This is a genomic window from Alteromonas sp. ABV2_168 (genome assembly GCF_056161165.1).
The window spans coordinates 49,865-64,404 of the sequence record NZ_JBSWYQ010000016.1 but is presented as its reverse complement, the minus strand read 5'-3'; the positions used below and the strand labels follow the sequence as shown (position 1 = coordinate 64,404).

General features: G+C 50.0%; 16 protein-coding genes. 8 read left to right on the top strand and 8 right to left on the bottom strand.

Features of this window, described 5'->3' with window-relative positions; all coding sequences use genetic code 11:
- Position 1 precedes the first annotated feature (1 nt).
- From ACXAH4_RS19510 to ACXAH4_RS19490, 5 genes are all read left to right on the top strand, one after another.
- Positions 2 to 205, top strand: coding sequence for a hypothetical protein (locus ACXAH4_RS19510; protein WP_474841426.1), 204 nt, complete (start codon positions 2 to 4; stop codon positions 203 to 205).
- A 111-nt stretch (positions 206 to 316) separates the two neighbouring features.
- Positions 317 to 781 (top strand): tRNA (uridine(34)/cytosine(34)/5-carboxymethylaminomethyluridine(34)-2'-O)-methyltransferase TrmL, encoded by a 465-nt coding sequence (gene trmL, locus ACXAH4_RS19505; RefSeq protein ID WP_119503500.1) that lies wholly within the window; start codon positions 317 to 319, stop codon positions 779 to 781.
- 131 nt (positions 782 to 912) lie between these two features.
- A complete protein-coding gene (locus ACXAH4_RS19500) occupies positions 913 to 2,100 on the top strand; it encodes an efflux RND transporter periplasmic adaptor subunit (protein ID WP_474883065.1) in 1,188 nt (395 codons plus the stop codon).
- A complete protein-coding gene (locus ACXAH4_RS19495) occupies positions 2,093 to 4,027 on the top strand; it encodes a MacB family efflux pump subunit (RefSeq protein WP_474883063.1) in 1,935 nt (644 codons plus the stop codon). Before ACXAH4_RS19500 ends, ACXAH4_RS19495 begins: the two co-directional genes overlap by 8 nt.
- A 3-nt stretch (positions 4,028 to 4,030) precedes the next feature.
- Positions 4,031 to 5,398, top strand: a complete 1,368-nt coding sequence (locus tag ACXAH4_RS19490; protein ID WP_474883061.1) for a TolC family protein — start codon at positions 4,031 to 4,033, stop codon at positions 5,396 to 5,398.
- A 38-nt stretch (positions 5,399 to 5,436) separates the two neighbouring features.
- Here the strand turns inward: ACXAH4_RS19490 and gpsA are convergent, their stop codons facing one another.
- From gpsA to ACXAH4_RS19470, 4 genes are read right to left on the bottom strand one after another with little or no spacing between them, the layout of a single operon-like run.
- Positions 5,437 to 6,438 carry an NAD(P)H-dependent glycerol-3-phosphate dehydrogenase gene (gpsA, locus tag ACXAH4_RS19485; protein WP_474883059.1) on the bottom strand — a complete coding sequence of 334 codons (1,002 nt, stop codon included), beginning with the start codon at positions 6,436 to 6,438 and terminating at the stop codon, positions 5,437 to 5,439.
- A gap of 11 nt (positions 6,439 to 6,449) precedes the next feature.
- A complete protein-coding gene (gene secB, locus ACXAH4_RS19480; protein ID WP_119502717.1) occupies positions 6,450 to 6,959 on the bottom strand; it encodes a protein-export chaperone SecB in 510 nt (169 codons plus the stop codon).
- Between the two features lie 39 nt (positions 6,960 to 6,998).
- Positions 6,999 to 7,256: a glutaredoxin 3 gene (gene grxC / locus ACXAH4_RS19475; RefSeq protein WP_119502716.1), complete on the bottom strand. Its 258-nt coding sequence runs from the start codon at positions 7,254 to 7,256 to the stop codon at positions 6,999 to 7,001.
- A gap of 24 nt (positions 7,257 to 7,280) precedes the next feature.
- The gene (locus ACXAH4_RS19470; RefSeq protein ID WP_119502715.1) at positions 7,281 to 7,706 is read right to left on the bottom strand and encodes a rhodanese-like domain-containing protein; all 426 of its coding nucleotides are present in this window, start codon (positions 7,704 to 7,706) and stop codon (positions 7,281 to 7,283) included.
- A gap of 265 nt (positions 7,707 to 7,971) precedes the next feature.
- Between ACXAH4_RS19470 and ACXAH4_RS19465 the strand changes: the two genes are divergently transcribed.
- From ACXAH4_RS19465 to ACXAH4_RS19455, 3 genes are all read left to right on the top strand, one after another.
- Positions 7,972 to 9,066: a murein hydrolase activator EnvC family protein gene (locus ACXAH4_RS19465; protein WP_474848800.1), complete on the top strand. Its 1,095-nt coding sequence runs from the start codon at positions 7,972 to 7,974 to the stop codon at positions 9,064 to 9,066.
- A gap of 239 nt (positions 9,067 to 9,305) precedes the next feature.
- The gene (locus tag ACXAH4_RS19460; protein WP_474841413.1) at positions 9,306 to 10,103 is read left to right on the top strand and encodes a divergent polysaccharide deacetylase family protein; all 798 of its coding nucleotides are present in this window, start codon (positions 9,306 to 9,308) and stop codon (positions 10,101 to 10,103) included.
- A 78-nt stretch (positions 10,104 to 10,181) separates the two neighbouring features.
- Positions 10,182 to 10,607 carry a MerC domain-containing protein gene (locus ACXAH4_RS19455; protein WP_119502713.1) on the top strand — a complete coding sequence of 142 codons (426 nt, stop codon included), beginning with the start codon at positions 10,182 to 10,184 and terminating at the stop codon, positions 10,605 to 10,607.
- Between the two features lie 5 nt (positions 10,608 to 10,612).
- Here the strand turns inward: ACXAH4_RS19455 and ACXAH4_RS19450 are convergent, their stop codons facing one another.
- From ACXAH4_RS19450 to rsgA, 4 genes are all read right to left on the bottom strand, one after another.
- On the bottom strand, positions 10,613 to 11,320 hold the full coding sequence (locus tag ACXAH4_RS19450; protein WP_474883057.1) for a glycerophosphodiester phosphodiesterase: 708 nt from the start codon (positions 11,318 to 11,320) through the stop codon (positions 10,613 to 10,615).
- Entirely contained in the window at positions 11,321 to 12,193 is an 873-nt protein-coding gene (locus ACXAH4_RS19445; protein ID WP_474841408.1) for a DMT family transporter, read from the bottom strand. It lies immediately after the preceding gene.
- 2 nt (positions 12,194 to 12,195) lie between these two features.
- Positions 12,196 to 13,068 carry an archaetidylserine decarboxylase gene (gene asd / locus ACXAH4_RS19440; protein WP_474841406.1) on the bottom strand — a complete coding sequence of 291 codons (873 nt, stop codon included), beginning with the start codon at positions 13,066 to 13,068 and terminating at the stop codon, positions 12,196 to 12,198.
- Between the two features lie 401 nt (positions 13,069 to 13,469).
- Complete coding sequence (rsgA, locus tag ACXAH4_RS19435; protein WP_303571999.1) at positions 13,470 to 14,504, bottom strand: small ribosomal subunit biogenesis GTPase RsgA; 1,035 nt, start codon at positions 14,502 to 14,504, stop codon at positions 13,470 to 13,472.
- Positions 14,505 to 14,540: the final 36 nt, after the last annotated feature.

Genomic DNA, 14,540 nt, shown 5'->3' with positions numbered 1-14,540 from the left:
CATGCAAAAATATGCTTCATTAAGAACAATGCGTTTACAAGCGCCCCAAAATACAGATTTATCTTCTGTTTACGGGCATGCAATCGGCACTTTCACCCCTTTGTCAGATAAAGTGGTTGAGTTCGTCGGAAACTCTGTGGCGCAACGCCGTGCACGTCGCTGGGCTGCTCAGGCGCAAACTAACAGGGTGCTTAACGCACTGTAAAGGTCCATTGCACCAAAACTGCCCACAGCAACCGCCCTTCCTCCGCTGTGGGCTTGTCTCATGTCCTGTCACACCGTATCCTTGCTCCACAGCAAAATTCGTGATGTGACCATGTTTGATATCGTTTTATACCAGCCAGAAATTCCGCCCAATACCGGCAACATTATCCGTTTGTGTGCAAACACAGGCTTTTCCCTGCATCTGATTGAGCCTCTGGGCTTCGACTGGGACGATAAGCGTGTCAGGCGTGCTGGTCTCGACTACCATGAATTTGCCGACGTAAAGCGCCACGCCAGTCTGGATGCTTATCTCGAAAGTGAACAACCGGCGCGCATTTTCGCCTGTACCACTAAAGGTAAAGCGTTTCACAGTGATGTGAAATACCAGAAAGGTGATGCGTTAATCTTCGGCCCTGAAACCCGTGGTCTGCCCGACGAGTTTATTCAGTCCCTGCCCCCGGAGCAACGCGTACGCATCCCCATGTTGCCAGACAGCCGCAGCATGAATCTGTCCAATGCCGTGTCAGTTTTCGTTTACGAAAGTTGGCGGCAAACGGGTTATGAAGGCGCAAGATAAAACTAATCTGATTGTCACGCCCCGTCCAGCCTTGTCTGTGGACCACTGTGAAGTAATGTTAAGTTGTGTAAAGCCCGTAGTGTAAAGATGCGGGCTTTTGTATTTTAGGTATTTTCACTTAAGGAAAGACTGTGTTATCACCAGGATCCCACCGATGGGTAAAATGGCTGCTGTTACTGGTTGTCATTGCTTTACCCGCCTACACTGCATGGAACATGTTCGCAGCCCCCGCCCGTGACACCAGCGCATTTTCATTTTCGCAGGTTGGCCGGGGTACCATCGAAAAGAACATCATTGCAACGGGCCAGCTGGAACCCAAACGTTACGTTGTCGTTGGTGCTCAGGTGTCCGGTCAGGTTGAGAAAATCCATGTGGAAGAAGGTGATGTGGTGGAAGCCGGCGATTTGCTGGTGGAAATTGATGCGACAGTCTTTGAAACACAGGTACAGAACGCTGAATTTGCGCTGGATGTGAAGAACGCGAACCTTGCCCAGCTTAAAGCAGAGCGGGAACTGGCATTGCTGCGTGAGAAACGGAACAATAATCTGTTTGATCAGGATGCTGTGAGCGCTGATACCGCTATCAGCAGCCGTATCGACGTCAAAGTACTGGATTCAAAAATTAAAGCCAGTATTGCGCAAATTAAAGCTGATGAAGCATCTCTGGCCGGTGATAAAGCGACACTGGGCTTTGCCAAAATTTATGCGCCTATCAGCGGTACGGTAGCCTCTATTGCTGTTCGCGAAGGACAAACATTAAATGCGAACCAGAACGCACCGGAGCTGCTGCAGATCTCTGACCTTACTACCATGACATTACGGGCAGAAGTCTCTGAAGCGGATGTGGAAAGTATTAAACGTGGTATGCCGGTGTACTTCTCCACTATCGGTAATACCCGTAAGAAATATCACTCGGTGGTACGTCAGGTTTTACCGACTCCCACAATTATAAACGATGTCGTGCTGTATCAGGTGCTGGTGGATGTGGAGAACATCGAAGGTACGCTGATGGATTCTATGACCACCCAGGTTTTCTTTGTTGAAGAGAAGGAAGAAGATACCCTGGTAGTCCCGCTGGCAGCGGTTAAGGGGCCGCCCCGTAATAAATTCGTCATGGTCCGTGAGCAGGACGAACTGGTAAGAAAGCCGGTAAAGACCGGGGTGAGCACCCGCACTGAAATTCAGATTTTATCCGGTCTGAATGAAGGCGACGAAATTGTTACCGGGCAGGCATCTGCGGCTGCAGGCACTAAAGATAATAACGACCGTGGTTTCGGCGGTCCCATGGGTGGTCCGCCTATGAGGGGGCCACGTGGCTGACGTACCTTTAATTGAACTGGCGAATGTAACCCGCAGTTATCAAACTGAAGGTACAGAAGTCAGGGCGCTGGACGGTGTCTCACTGCGGATCCAAAAAGGTGAGTTTGTTGCCATCATGGGACAGTCCGGGTCCGGAAAATCGACCCTGATGAATATCCTCGGCTGTCTGGACACGCCCACATCAGGCAGTTATACCATTCACGGCCACGATGTGAATAAGTTGTCACAGGAACAGTTGTCAGCGCTGCGCCTGAAAACCTTCGGCTTCGTCTTTCAGCGTTATCAGTTACTCGCCAGCCTCACCGCGACGGAAAACGTCGCATTACCGGCAATATACAGTAACACCGATAAAAGCGTCCGTGAGAAGCGTGCATCAGCGTTACTGTCAAAGCTCGGGCTGGGCGACCGGCAGGATCACCGCCCCGGTGAATTATCCGGTGGTCAGCAACAACGGGTATCTGTTGCCCGCGCACTGATAAACGGTGCAGAGGTTATTCTGGCTGATGAGCCAACCGGTGCACTGGACTCTGCCAGCGGAGAGCAACTGCTTAATCTGTTGAAAGAACTGCACGGGGAAGGGGTAACCATCATTCTTATCACCCATGATCCGGCTGTGGCAGAATATGCTCAGCGTCAGGTGCATCTGCTGGACGGACAAATCGTGTCTGATTCGGGGGAAGCTGCTAAGCCGGCGACGACATCTGCTGCACAGCCATCGTCGATAAAACCGTTTAAAAGTATTTCCGGCGTTGCAGCACTGGGTATGGCTTTTTCATCACTGCGGCTTAACTGGTTCCGTACCTTACTTACCCTGCTGGGGATCATCATTGGTGTAGCAGCGGTGGTCACCATGATGGCTATCGGGGAAGGGGGAAAACAGGACGTACTGAAGCGTATTGAAGCTATCGGTACCAACCTGATTTCAGTGCGGCCGGGCGGTAAAAATATGCGCAATTCCGGTGATGTAGCGACGCTGACTCTGGCAGATGCTGACGCATTACGTGATATTCCCGGCGTGACCTACGTTGCGCCGGAACGTTCTTCACGCAATACCATGCGCTATGGGGAAAATGATTTCTCGGGCAGGATTAAAGGCTCCACGCCGGATTACCTTCACGTGAAAGACTGGGAAATGGCGCAGGGCGTATTTTTCACAACTGAAGACGTGAACAACTATGCACCGGTTGTAGTGATAGGTGATACGGTTGCTGAGACCTTGTTTACCGATAAGATGCAAGCAGTTGGTAAGTACATACTTATGTCAAACAGCTTGTATCAGGTGATTGGTGTATTAAAATCGAAGGGCGCAACTGCCGGTGGTAGTGATCAGGATGACGAAGTGCTGATCCCCATTACAACCGGACGGCTAAAGGTATTTGGCCGTGAATACCTGAGCGGCATAACGATTAAAGCCGCCAGTTCAGAAGTCGCATCAGATGTGAAGGATGCAGTCCTTGCTGTTCTCACCGAACGTCATGGTACAGAAGATGTGATGGTGTTTACCACTGACTCTCTGGTTGAGGCGGTTACCGAGACACAAAATACGCTTACATGGCTTTTAGCGTCTGTTGCTGCCATATCGTTATTTGTTGGCGGTATTGGCGTGATGAATATCATGTTGGTGAATGTGTCTGAACGTAAACGGGAAATTGGTCTGCGGATGGCCACCGGTGCCAAGCCGGCCGATATTCTTAAACAATTCAATATTGAAGCCTGGGTGGTGTGTATTCTCGGCGGCTGTGTGGGCATTTTGCTCGGGTATCTGGTGATCCTGATCGTGTCCCAGTTTTCCATTTCAGTGGCTTATACACTGCTACCGCCTGTACTGGCATTTATTACATCGCTGCTGGTGGGCGTACTGTTCGGCTATGCTCCTGCACTCAAGGCATCCCGCCTTAGCCCCATTGATGCGTTATCTGAGGATTGAGTTTTGAAAAAATCAGGATGTTTGCTGATAGCAGCATTAATGACAGGTTGTGCTTATACGCCGTCAGACCTGGACGGACAAAAGTCAAAAACACAGCCGGATGTTTTTGATATTTATACACAGGACGGCGCCGGCGTAGACATTGCGGAAAACTGGTGGAGTGTGTTTAATTCTGAGGGATTAAATGCACTCATGGTTCGCCTGGCAGACAGTAACCTGACACTGGAAGAAGCTGCACTGCGGCTGCAACGGGCTGAGCTGGTTTTGCGTCAGAGCCAGGCCGACAATATTCCGGATATTACTGCCAGTGCAAGCGGCCGCAGTGGAAAAACCTTTGATACCGGCACAGAGTCAAACAGTACATCCGGCAGTGTGGGTGTCAGTTACACTTTTGATGTATGGGGCAGTCGTGAAGCCACTCAGCTTGGCAATAAGCTGAGTATCGACAGTCAGCAGTTTTCCCGCCGCAGTGCAGCGTTGCAGGTGCAGGGTTTGCTGACCAGTGAGTACTTTACCCTATTGTCGCTTGAGCAACGCCTTGCCATCGCAAAACAAAACTACGAAGCGGCTGATCAACTGTATAAGCTGGTGGACATTCGCTTTCAGGAAGGGGATGCGTCGGGTATTGAGGTGAGCCAGCAACAGAACACCATGATCAGTGCCCGTGGTGAACTGTTACGGCTGAATTATCAGGCTACATTGAGCCGACGCGCCATTGCGGTTCTGTTGGGGGATGAAACCTTGACCGCCATCAGTGGGGAAGAAAAGCTGCTGTCGTTTGTTCTGCCGGATATTGAATTGTATCAGCCTGCTGCGGTGTTAAAGCAACGCCCTGACGTGCAGATTGCGGATGTTGCTTTGAAGCAGGCTGATATCGATGTGTATCTGGCGGGCATTCAGGGGCTGCCGGGATTAAGTCTGAGCGGTAGCTTATCTGTCAGTGATTTGCTCGATCTGGCTTCCGGCTGGAGTGTGAGTGCCGCACTAAACAGCGCCGCTACACTGTTCGACGGTGGCCGTATCGATGCCGGAAAAAAAATTGCCGATGTGGATCTTGCTCTGGCATGGAATAACTACCGCGCCACCACGTTAAGCGCGTCTCAGTCGCTGCTGGATTCGCTGGACAACTATGCATACCTGAAAGCGGCTTATGAACTGGATGTCGCTTCAATGGAAAACAACGCACGGTTATACCGGTTAGCTGAAATTCGCTACAAAGCCGGTGATATCGATTTTCTGAATTTGCTGAGTGCGCAACGAAGCTGGTTCTCGGCACAATTGTCGGTTATTACCAGTTATCAGCAGACCTTATCGGCTGCCGCGACGATTTATCAGGAAGCGGGCGGGAAACCTGAACTGGTTACTTTGTAGTGGTTTTATGAAAAGGTAAGAAAAGCGGGTAGCTGGTGCTACTCGCTTTTTAAATCTCTTGCCAGTAATGCCACAGCGGCTTCTTTCGGCGGCTTACCGTGATAAAGCACAGCATATATTTGCTCACAAATAGGCATTTCCACGCCATATTGCTTCGCCAGTGCATGCACTTCTTCGGTATTGCGGTAACCCTCGACAACCTGGCCGATGTCACGCATGGCGGTATCCACGTCTTTACCTCGTCCCAGTGCAAGACCAAAACGGCGGTTTCTGGACTGATTGTCAGTACAGGTTAATACCAGGTCACCCAGACCGGCCATTCCCATGAAGGTTTCCGGTTGAGCACCCACTTTAACACCAAGACGGGTCAGTTCAGCCAGTCCCCGGGTAATTAACGCCGTACGGGCATTGGCACCAAAGCCAAGGCCATCAGCCAGACCTGCACCGATGGCGATAACGTTTTTCACTGCGCCGCCGAGTTGCACGCCGATGAAATCAGGATTTTTATAAACCCTGAATGAACGGCTGCAATGCAGCTTGCGGGCAAAATCATCGACCAGCGATTCACAGGTGGACGACAGTGAAATGGCAGTTGGCAGACCTGCAGCCATTTCTTTTGCGAACGTCGGGCCGGAAAGTACTGCCAGCGGATAAGTATCACCCAATACATCCAGTGCAACGTCACGCAACAGTCTGCCGGTACCCGGTTCCAGACCTTTAGTAGCCCAGATCAGCCGGTGATCGGCTTTTAGCATCGGCTTGATGGTATTAAGTAAATCTTTAAAGGCATGGCTGGGAACGACAATAAGAATGTCGCGGCTGGCAGCTACCGCTTTGGAAAGATCGGCTTCTACTGTCAAAGCATCAGGGAATTTGGCGCCGGGCAGATAACGGGCGTTTTCCCTGCTGTCTGCCAGTGCCTGCATGTGAGCTTCGTCGCGGCCCCATAACAACGTGGGGTTGCTATTTCTGGCCAGACAAAAAGCAAGGGCGGTGCCATAAGACCCCGCCCCCAATACGGTTACTGAACCGGTATTCATAAAAGAGTGACTTAAGCGTCTAGCTTCTGACCACCTTCCTGCGCTTGCTGTGCACGTTTCTGCATGTAAGCGGCGAAGATAGCGTCGAAGTTAACCGGAGCCAGGTTCAGAGCCGGGAATGTGCCACGGTTAACCAGGTTTGAAATAGCTTCACGGGCATAAGGGAATAACAGGTTAGGGCAGTAAGAACCTAACAGAGGTGCTTTAGCCTGGTCCGGCATTTCCGGTGCAATCGCAAAAATACCCGCTTGTTCTACTTCACACAGGAACGCGGTTTCTTCACCAACGGTCGCAGTAACGGTTACAGATAAAACAACTTCAAATGCATTTTCAGCCATTTTATTTGTAGACGTATCGATATCTAATTTGATTTCCGGCTTCCATTCTTTCTGGAAGATAGCCGGCGCATTCGGAGATTCAAAAGAAATGTCTTTTGTGTAGATGCGTTGAATATTGAATTGAGGACCCTGGGCTTGCTGGCCTGCCTCTGCGCCATTGGTGTTCTGATTTTCTTCAGCCATGATAATTCCTGAATGTGTAAATACGTTCTTAACTTAAAATTATTGCGCTAACAGCGCATCGAGTTTTTGTTGTGATTCAAGAGCAAATAAATCATCACATCCGCCCACATGGGTATCGTTGATAAATATCTGCGGTACTGTCCAACCGCCGTTAGCTCTTTCTATCATCACATCGCGGAGTTCAGGGTTCACATCAATTGCGATTTCCTCGAATGCTACGCCTTTTTGCGCTAATAATGCTTTAGCACGATGACAGTAAGGGCAATGCCCCTTGGTATAAATTTCTACTTTACTCACAATCTGCTCCTGTGTTCCGGCCCGTTATTTGGCAACCGGAAGTCCGGCAGAGTTCCACGCGTTCATGCCGCCTTTCAGCACTTTCACGTTTGCGAAGCCGGCTTTGTTCATGGCCGCTGCAATACCGCGTGCGCTGTTACCCATTGCACATACAACAATAATGGGTTTGTCTTTTACGTTTTCAAGCTTTTTGAAATCTTTTGCTCTGACTTCCTCAGGTTTCAGCTGGCGGGCACCGAGAATGTGACCGGTTTTAAACTCGTTAGGCGCGCGGGTATCAAAAACAACGGCGTCTTCTTTGTTTACCAGCATGGTCATTTCGTGGGTATTTACTTCTTTTACTGATGAAGTGAAACCTGTGACATAGCTGAAAATCAGCATTGCAACTAAGGCGACCCACGCACCGGCTAACAGCATATTATTACCGGCAAACTCTACGAGCTGTTCCATTCCTAAAACCCTTACTTTACATGGAAGACTAAAAATCGACTGCAAAGTATATAGAAAAACCGCACAGAAACCAGCCTGACAACGCATCATTGAATTAGTCGATTGCAGATGAATCCTCTATCCCGTTGATATAGTATGGACTTTGAATCAGAGTCAGGTGCTGTCAGAGGCAAAGCAACGGGTGAGTGTACAAAATTTCAATCAGGCCGGTCCGTCCGGAAAGTCCGTTCGCGGGCCTCTTCTCAGTGTCCTTTGCTGGCTCTGCCTGTTCACCGTGCTGCTACCTCAGGCTTATGCTCAGGAACAACAACAGGCAAAACTTGCTGAGTTACAAGCTGAACTTAAAGCCAGACAAGCGACACTGGCAGCCAATAAGGCGAATGCCGGTGAATTGCAGGCAGCGTTGAAGCAATCTGAACTTGAAATCGCCTCCACGGCCAAATCTCTCAATGATACCTCTACACAACTGGCTGATAACCGTGAACAGCAAAAAAAGCTGGAAGCAGAACAGGAAGCGCTGAGAAAGGCCATTCTGCAGCAACAAACCATGCTGGCGAGCCAGTTACGCAGTGCATTCATGGCCGGCAATTATGACTATGCAAAGATGCTGTTTTATCAGGACGAAGCCAGTACGTTTGAACGCGTGCTGACTTATTATCAGTATCTGAGTAAAGCCCGCTCAAAGGAGATCACCACTTTCCGCTCGAATGTGGAACAGCTGGTTCAGGTAAATGAGGCGCTTTCGGAGAAAGCCAGAGCACTGAACAGCTTGCTGGCGGATCAGAAGTCTCAGCAAGCAGTGTTACTGGCCCGTCAGGCAGATCGTTCTGAAACGCTGAAAAAACTTAATCAAAAAATCGAGAGTGATGCTGCCAGAGTAAATGAACTCAAGCAAAACGAAGAAGCGCTTGTGCGGGCCATTGATGAGGCGCGCCGTCGTGCAGAGTCGGCGAAATCAGAACTGGCTGGTTTATCCGGCTACAAAGGGAAGTTGCTAAAACCGGCTTCAGGACGGGTACGCAAGCTGTTCGGGACCCGCCGCCAGGGGCAGGTGCGCTGGAAAGGCATTATCATTGAAGGTGCAGAAGGTACACCGGTGAGAGCCGTGTCTCATGGCCGCGTCCTTTATTCTGACTGGTTACGTGGTTTCGGGCTGGTAACCATTGTTGAGCACGGGCAGGGCTATATGAGTGTGTATGGTCACAATCAGGCATTGCTGAAGCAAGCCGGAGATACGGTGGGCGACGGTGAAACGATTGCTTTAGTCGGACAAAGTGGCGGACAGAACTATCCTAATCTATACTTTGAAATCCGGCACAAGGGCAAGGCCCTTAATCCCTCAAGCTGGCTGGATCTCTGATATTCCGGCGAACTGAGCGGCCACCTCAAAAATTGTTTAAAAAATGTCAAAAAAAGCGCATTTGAAATTTCATATTTCGAAGATCACTGTTATGCTCAATATGTATGGAATGCAATACTAAATAAATAACCCGTATGGACGCAGGGTAACAAAGGTCATAAGAACCTTATAATTACACTATTAAAATAATAGGCGTGCGCTTGCTAAAAATTTGTTTACTCAAAAGAACTGACAGTCAGTTGGTTGATTGGTTTGCGTTGTTTTGGGGTGTGTTGTTTGCACTCTTCTGTCTACCAGTCGCGGCTGCAAGTGTCCAACCAAAAGTCGTCGTTATTATCGACGATATCGGACATCGTTTCTCTGACCGCAGGGCGCTTGACCTGCCAAGAGAAGTGACGTTCTCGATTCTTCCTGATGCTCCCATGACTACTGAAATGTCCGAACTGGCTCATGCCCAGGGGCGGGATATAATGTTACACATGCCGATGGAATCCTTTGATGGCCAGGAAATGGGGCCTGACGGATTGCGTGTAGGTATGTTTGAGACTCAGATGGAACTTCAATTTGCCCGTGCAATGGAAAGTGTGCCTTATGCGATTGGCGTAAACAATCACATGGGAAGCAGGCTGACCAGCATGTTCAATCCGATGCGCTCTTTTATGGATTTACTGAAGCAACGAAATTTATTCTTCGTTGACAGCCGTACATCCGTGAAAACTGTCGCGGAGGAAGCCGCATTGCACGCCGGGATCCCGGTAGCACGAAGGCATGTGTTTCTCGACCATGTCATCGACGAAGCGGCCATTGAAAAAGAGTTCGATCGTATGTTGCTGCTTGCCCGCGAAACGGGGACCGCTGTTGCCATTGCTCATCCGCACAGGCTGACCATGAAAATCCTGCAAAAGCGTTTGCCTGAGCTGGAAGAAATGGGGATCAGACTGTCGACGGTCAGCGATTTATTCGAGCCTGAACCGGCGATGATGGCACAGCAAAAGTCAGAGGACACGATGAGGCCACAGATGGTCGCGCCGAATTAATCCTTTTTTTGGGATTGTAATTTTGAATTTCGCCAAGACTGTTATATTATAACGTCCCTTTTGCTGGCGAGGCGAGAAATGTCCCGAATTCAGGATGCTGACAATCCGACTAAATTAGACAGGCTGGGTATATGGATATCCAGCTTGTGTGCGTTGCATTGTCTTGCTTTGCCTTTGTTGCTGCCGCTGATCCCGCTTATCGGCTCAACATTCTTCGCGCAACTTTGGTTTGAGCGCACTATTCTTACTATTTCCATGCTGATAGGTGCTGTGGCACTGATTAACGGCGCGGTGCGTTATCACGGGCAATATTATCCGCTGGTTCTGTTATTTTCAGGCGGAGTTATTTACTGGTTCAAAGATATATTCGGGCACGACTACGAACCCTTCACCATTGCCACCGGCGCGCTGCTTATTGTTGCCGGCCACTGGATAAACATGCGTTTGTGCCGCCAGTGCCGCTGTTGCCGCAATACGGTATTATCCCAGCATCTCGCAAAGTAACACCGTTAGCACATCAGTTGCGTAGCATTCAGCGTTTCACATGCTAAGTCTGGCACATTGCTGAAAATCCCGTCCACGCCCCATTGCTGAAGTAACAGCATATCCTCAGGGTTATCCACAGTGTAAACGAACACCTTATAGCCTTCAGCTTTTGCCCGGCTAACATAACTTTCTTCAACAATATCCAGTGCAATGTGTAATGACCAGGGTTTCAGTGAGTCTGTGAACTGCAATAAACCGGTATGGATACTGGCGGTAAGTGCACCGGTTTTAAGATCAGGTCTGGCGCGGCTGATCTCTGCAAGCCATTGATGATTGAAAGACGATATCACCATGGAGTCCGTACTGGCGCCAGTTTCTTCACAGGCGCGGTCAAAAGCGCTGAGCCAGCGGGCGGTGTCTGTCAGCCCTTTGATTTCAACATTGCATAATGCATCTTCAGGCAGGGTAGCCAGGGTTTCTGCAAGAAACGGAATACGCTCACCCTGACCGGCATCCAGTGAGCGCAGATAGTCAGTTGTTTGATCGGCAACCCGCCCCCGGCCATTCGTGGTTCTGTGTAGCCAGCGGTCATGAAATACCACGATGTCATCGCCGATCTGATAAGTATCGAACTCAACACCGTGTGCTCCCATGGCGAATCCGAGCCTGAAGGCCAGCAACGTGTTCTCCGGTGCCGCCTTACTTGCTCCGCGGTGAGCGAGTACTATCATTTACTTGTCCTGTTTATGGAGCTTTTGTGCGTTCATGGTTTCGTAGATGGAGGCTGATGTCACCAGTATGCCACCTATTAACGCTTTCCAGCCCGGAGACTCATGTAAAATTAGCATAGCCAGGATTACGCCGTACAGTGGCTGCATGCAGGCAATCAGAGAAAAAGTTTTTGCCCGCAAGTGGATGAGCGCGGTTGCTATAAGCGCGTGGGGTACTGCGGTAAACATGGAGCCGAGAACGGCCAGCAGCAACCATGTATCAAAGGTGGCATCACTGAGGTGTTCACTGGCAAAAGGCAGCAGGCAGGCTATCACCACCAGGATTTGCCAGGCCATGGCCTTCGCACCTGAATAGTGAGAAAAGTGCTGGCGGTGAAGCAGGTTTCTCAGGGCATAAAGCACGGCAGAAAAAATACCGGTCAGGACACCCAATGTCACCTCGTTTTCCAGCGATATCTCCGGCACCAGCAGCGCCACGCCCACAAAAACAATTAACGCACTGAAAAAGTCTTGCCAGACAAGCCGGATTTTCTCAAAGAAGGGTTCAATAAGAACGGTTATGACCGGGAAGGTAAACAGGGCAATCATGCCCACGGCAACACCGGCGTATTGCATCGCCGCGAAGTAAGTTACCCAGTGCACGGCCATCAGACTACCCAGCAACAGAGCAATACCGTAATCACGTTTGTTGTTCAGTCTGAAGGTTTCACCGGCCAGACGCATGAATACAGCAAGGCACAGACAGGCAAATACAGAGCGCCCGAAAGTAATATCCGTTGCGCTCAAGGGAATAATATTTGAAAAAAGGCCAGTGCCGCCCAGTAAGATAACGGTGATATGAAGCGTTATCAGACTTCGTTTAACAGGATCCACAATCAGGCAGTTTTATTTGCCTTCGCAAGAGCAAACACTTCCCCGAGGCGGGTAGTCATGCCTGCTTCCATATCCTCAAATTCAATCTGGTCTTTTTCGAAGCAAACCACAATGGTAGAGCCAAGTTTAAAGCGGCCCATTTCATCGCCTTTTTCCAGCTTAACGGCTGCTTCATCATCGCTTTCGTATTGCCAGTGTTGCACGTTTTTACCAGCAGGCGGTGTCACTGTGCCGGACCAGATGGTTTCGATACTGGCTACAATGGTTGCACCAACCAGTACAATAGACATTTTCCCTACCGGGGTGTCGAAAAATGCGATTACCCGTTCATTGCGGGCAAATAATCCAGGCACATTTTCAGCAGTCAGAGGGTTAACGGAGAACAGCTCACCGGGTACATACACCATGTCTGTGAGTGTGCCTTCTACGGGCATGTGAATGCGATGATAGTCTTTCGGCGACAGATAAATGGTCGCGAACTTACCGTTTTTGAAAGGCTTTGCCAGTTCAGGTTTGCCACCCAGTAATGTAGTAAGGCTGTAGTTGTGGCCTTTCGCCTGAAAAATACTGTCCTGATGAATGTCACCAAACTGGCTGACTGCACCGTCAACTGCCTGGATCAGCACATCATCACCTTCGGCGATTTGACGGACTTCAGGTTTCAGCTGACGGGTGAAGAATTCATTGAAGGTTTTGTAGTGCTCCGGATGGGGATACAGCGCTTCGCTCATATCCACATTGTATTTCTTGATGAAAAATTTGATAAACGCTGTGGTCACGCCGCCGGCTTCAGCAGCCGCAAACTTACCAACCAGGCGGGATAAAAGATGCTTAGGCAAAATATATTGAAGGTTAACCTTGAACCAGTCCAGCACGGGCACTCCGAAAAATAATAGTTATCTAGTTTCTGTCGGATGAGATTGTACAACAAGTTGTAAACAAACGGATGCACTTTACCGTTATGGGCCATCAGTGTTTGATATAAGCGGAAGAGGAAAAAGGATTAAAAGCGGTTAGCCCTTCTGGCCGGGAGCGGTGCTGTCTTCGTGAACACGCCGTAAACACATCCCTGTGGGCTCGACTGCCGCATCCCTGCGGCAGACGGTTCACTCAGACAACACCGCCCCCGTCCGCGGGCTCCCCGTTTCCGGCACCCGTTCTTTTCAAATCTTTGCGCCAGATAGTTCACGCAGGCAATTCCGTCTCCGTGGCAGGAAGGGCTTACGGTTCTGCTATCCACATCCGGCTCTTCAGCGCTGTGCACGTATCAGCTTTTTTAAAACGGATTGGTATAGCTCGGGCGTTGTTCGTCCATGGTAGCCAGAATGCGGTGGTAGCTGTCGAAGCGGGCGCTGCTGATTTTGCCTTCTTCTACTGCTTCACGGATGAGGCAGCCGGGATCGTTCATGTGTTTGCAGTCGCGGAATTTGCAACCGCCCAGATAATCACGAAACTCTATGAAGCCGCGGGTGATTTGTTCTACCGGCATATGCCATAAGCTGAATTCCCGAACCCCCGGGGAATCGATAAGATCGCCACCTTCAGGGAAATGAAGTAATTTTGCTGCGGTGGTGGTGTGCTGACCAAGACCGGAGTTATCTGATATTTCACCGACCAGTTCATCGGCATCCGGCAGCACCTGATTGATGATACTGGATTTGCCCACACCGGACTGGCCTACAAAAACACTGACTTTGTCATTCAGACAGGTTTTCAGTTCGTCCAGGCCGTCACCGCGCTTGCAACTGGTATAAATTAATCTGTAACCCAGAGATTCATACACCGCAAGTTGCTGTTTTACCGTGTCGAATTCTTCGTCGCTCAGTAACTCGGTTTTGTTGAGGATGAGAACGGGGGCAATGCCGGTATCTTCGCAGGCAACCAGATAGCGGTCGATGATATTCAGAGATAAATCGGGCTTTACCGCACTGACAACAATGATCTGGTCGATATTCGCGGCGATGGGTTTCACGCCGTCATAATAGTCCGGCCGGGTAAGCACGGAACGGCGGTCGCGGACGATTTCAATCACGCCACTGACACCGGACTCGTTTTCATTACCGGTGTCGAACAGGACATCATCACCGCAAACCACCGATTCGATAGTCCGGCGGATGTGACAGCGGTACACCGTACCCTGCTGATCTTCAACGTCTGCGTGCTTACCGAAACGACCGACAACCCGGCCGGGGATCAGGTTGGCAGCATCAATCTGTTTTTCAGGATCAGATGCTTTATCTTTTAGCCGGCGCGCCCGGTTTGCTGCAACCTGGCGCTTCTGGCGGTGTGTCAGTTTTGGTTTTTTTGCCACGATTTCCTGCAAAGTTAACGTATACTTGACCAATGA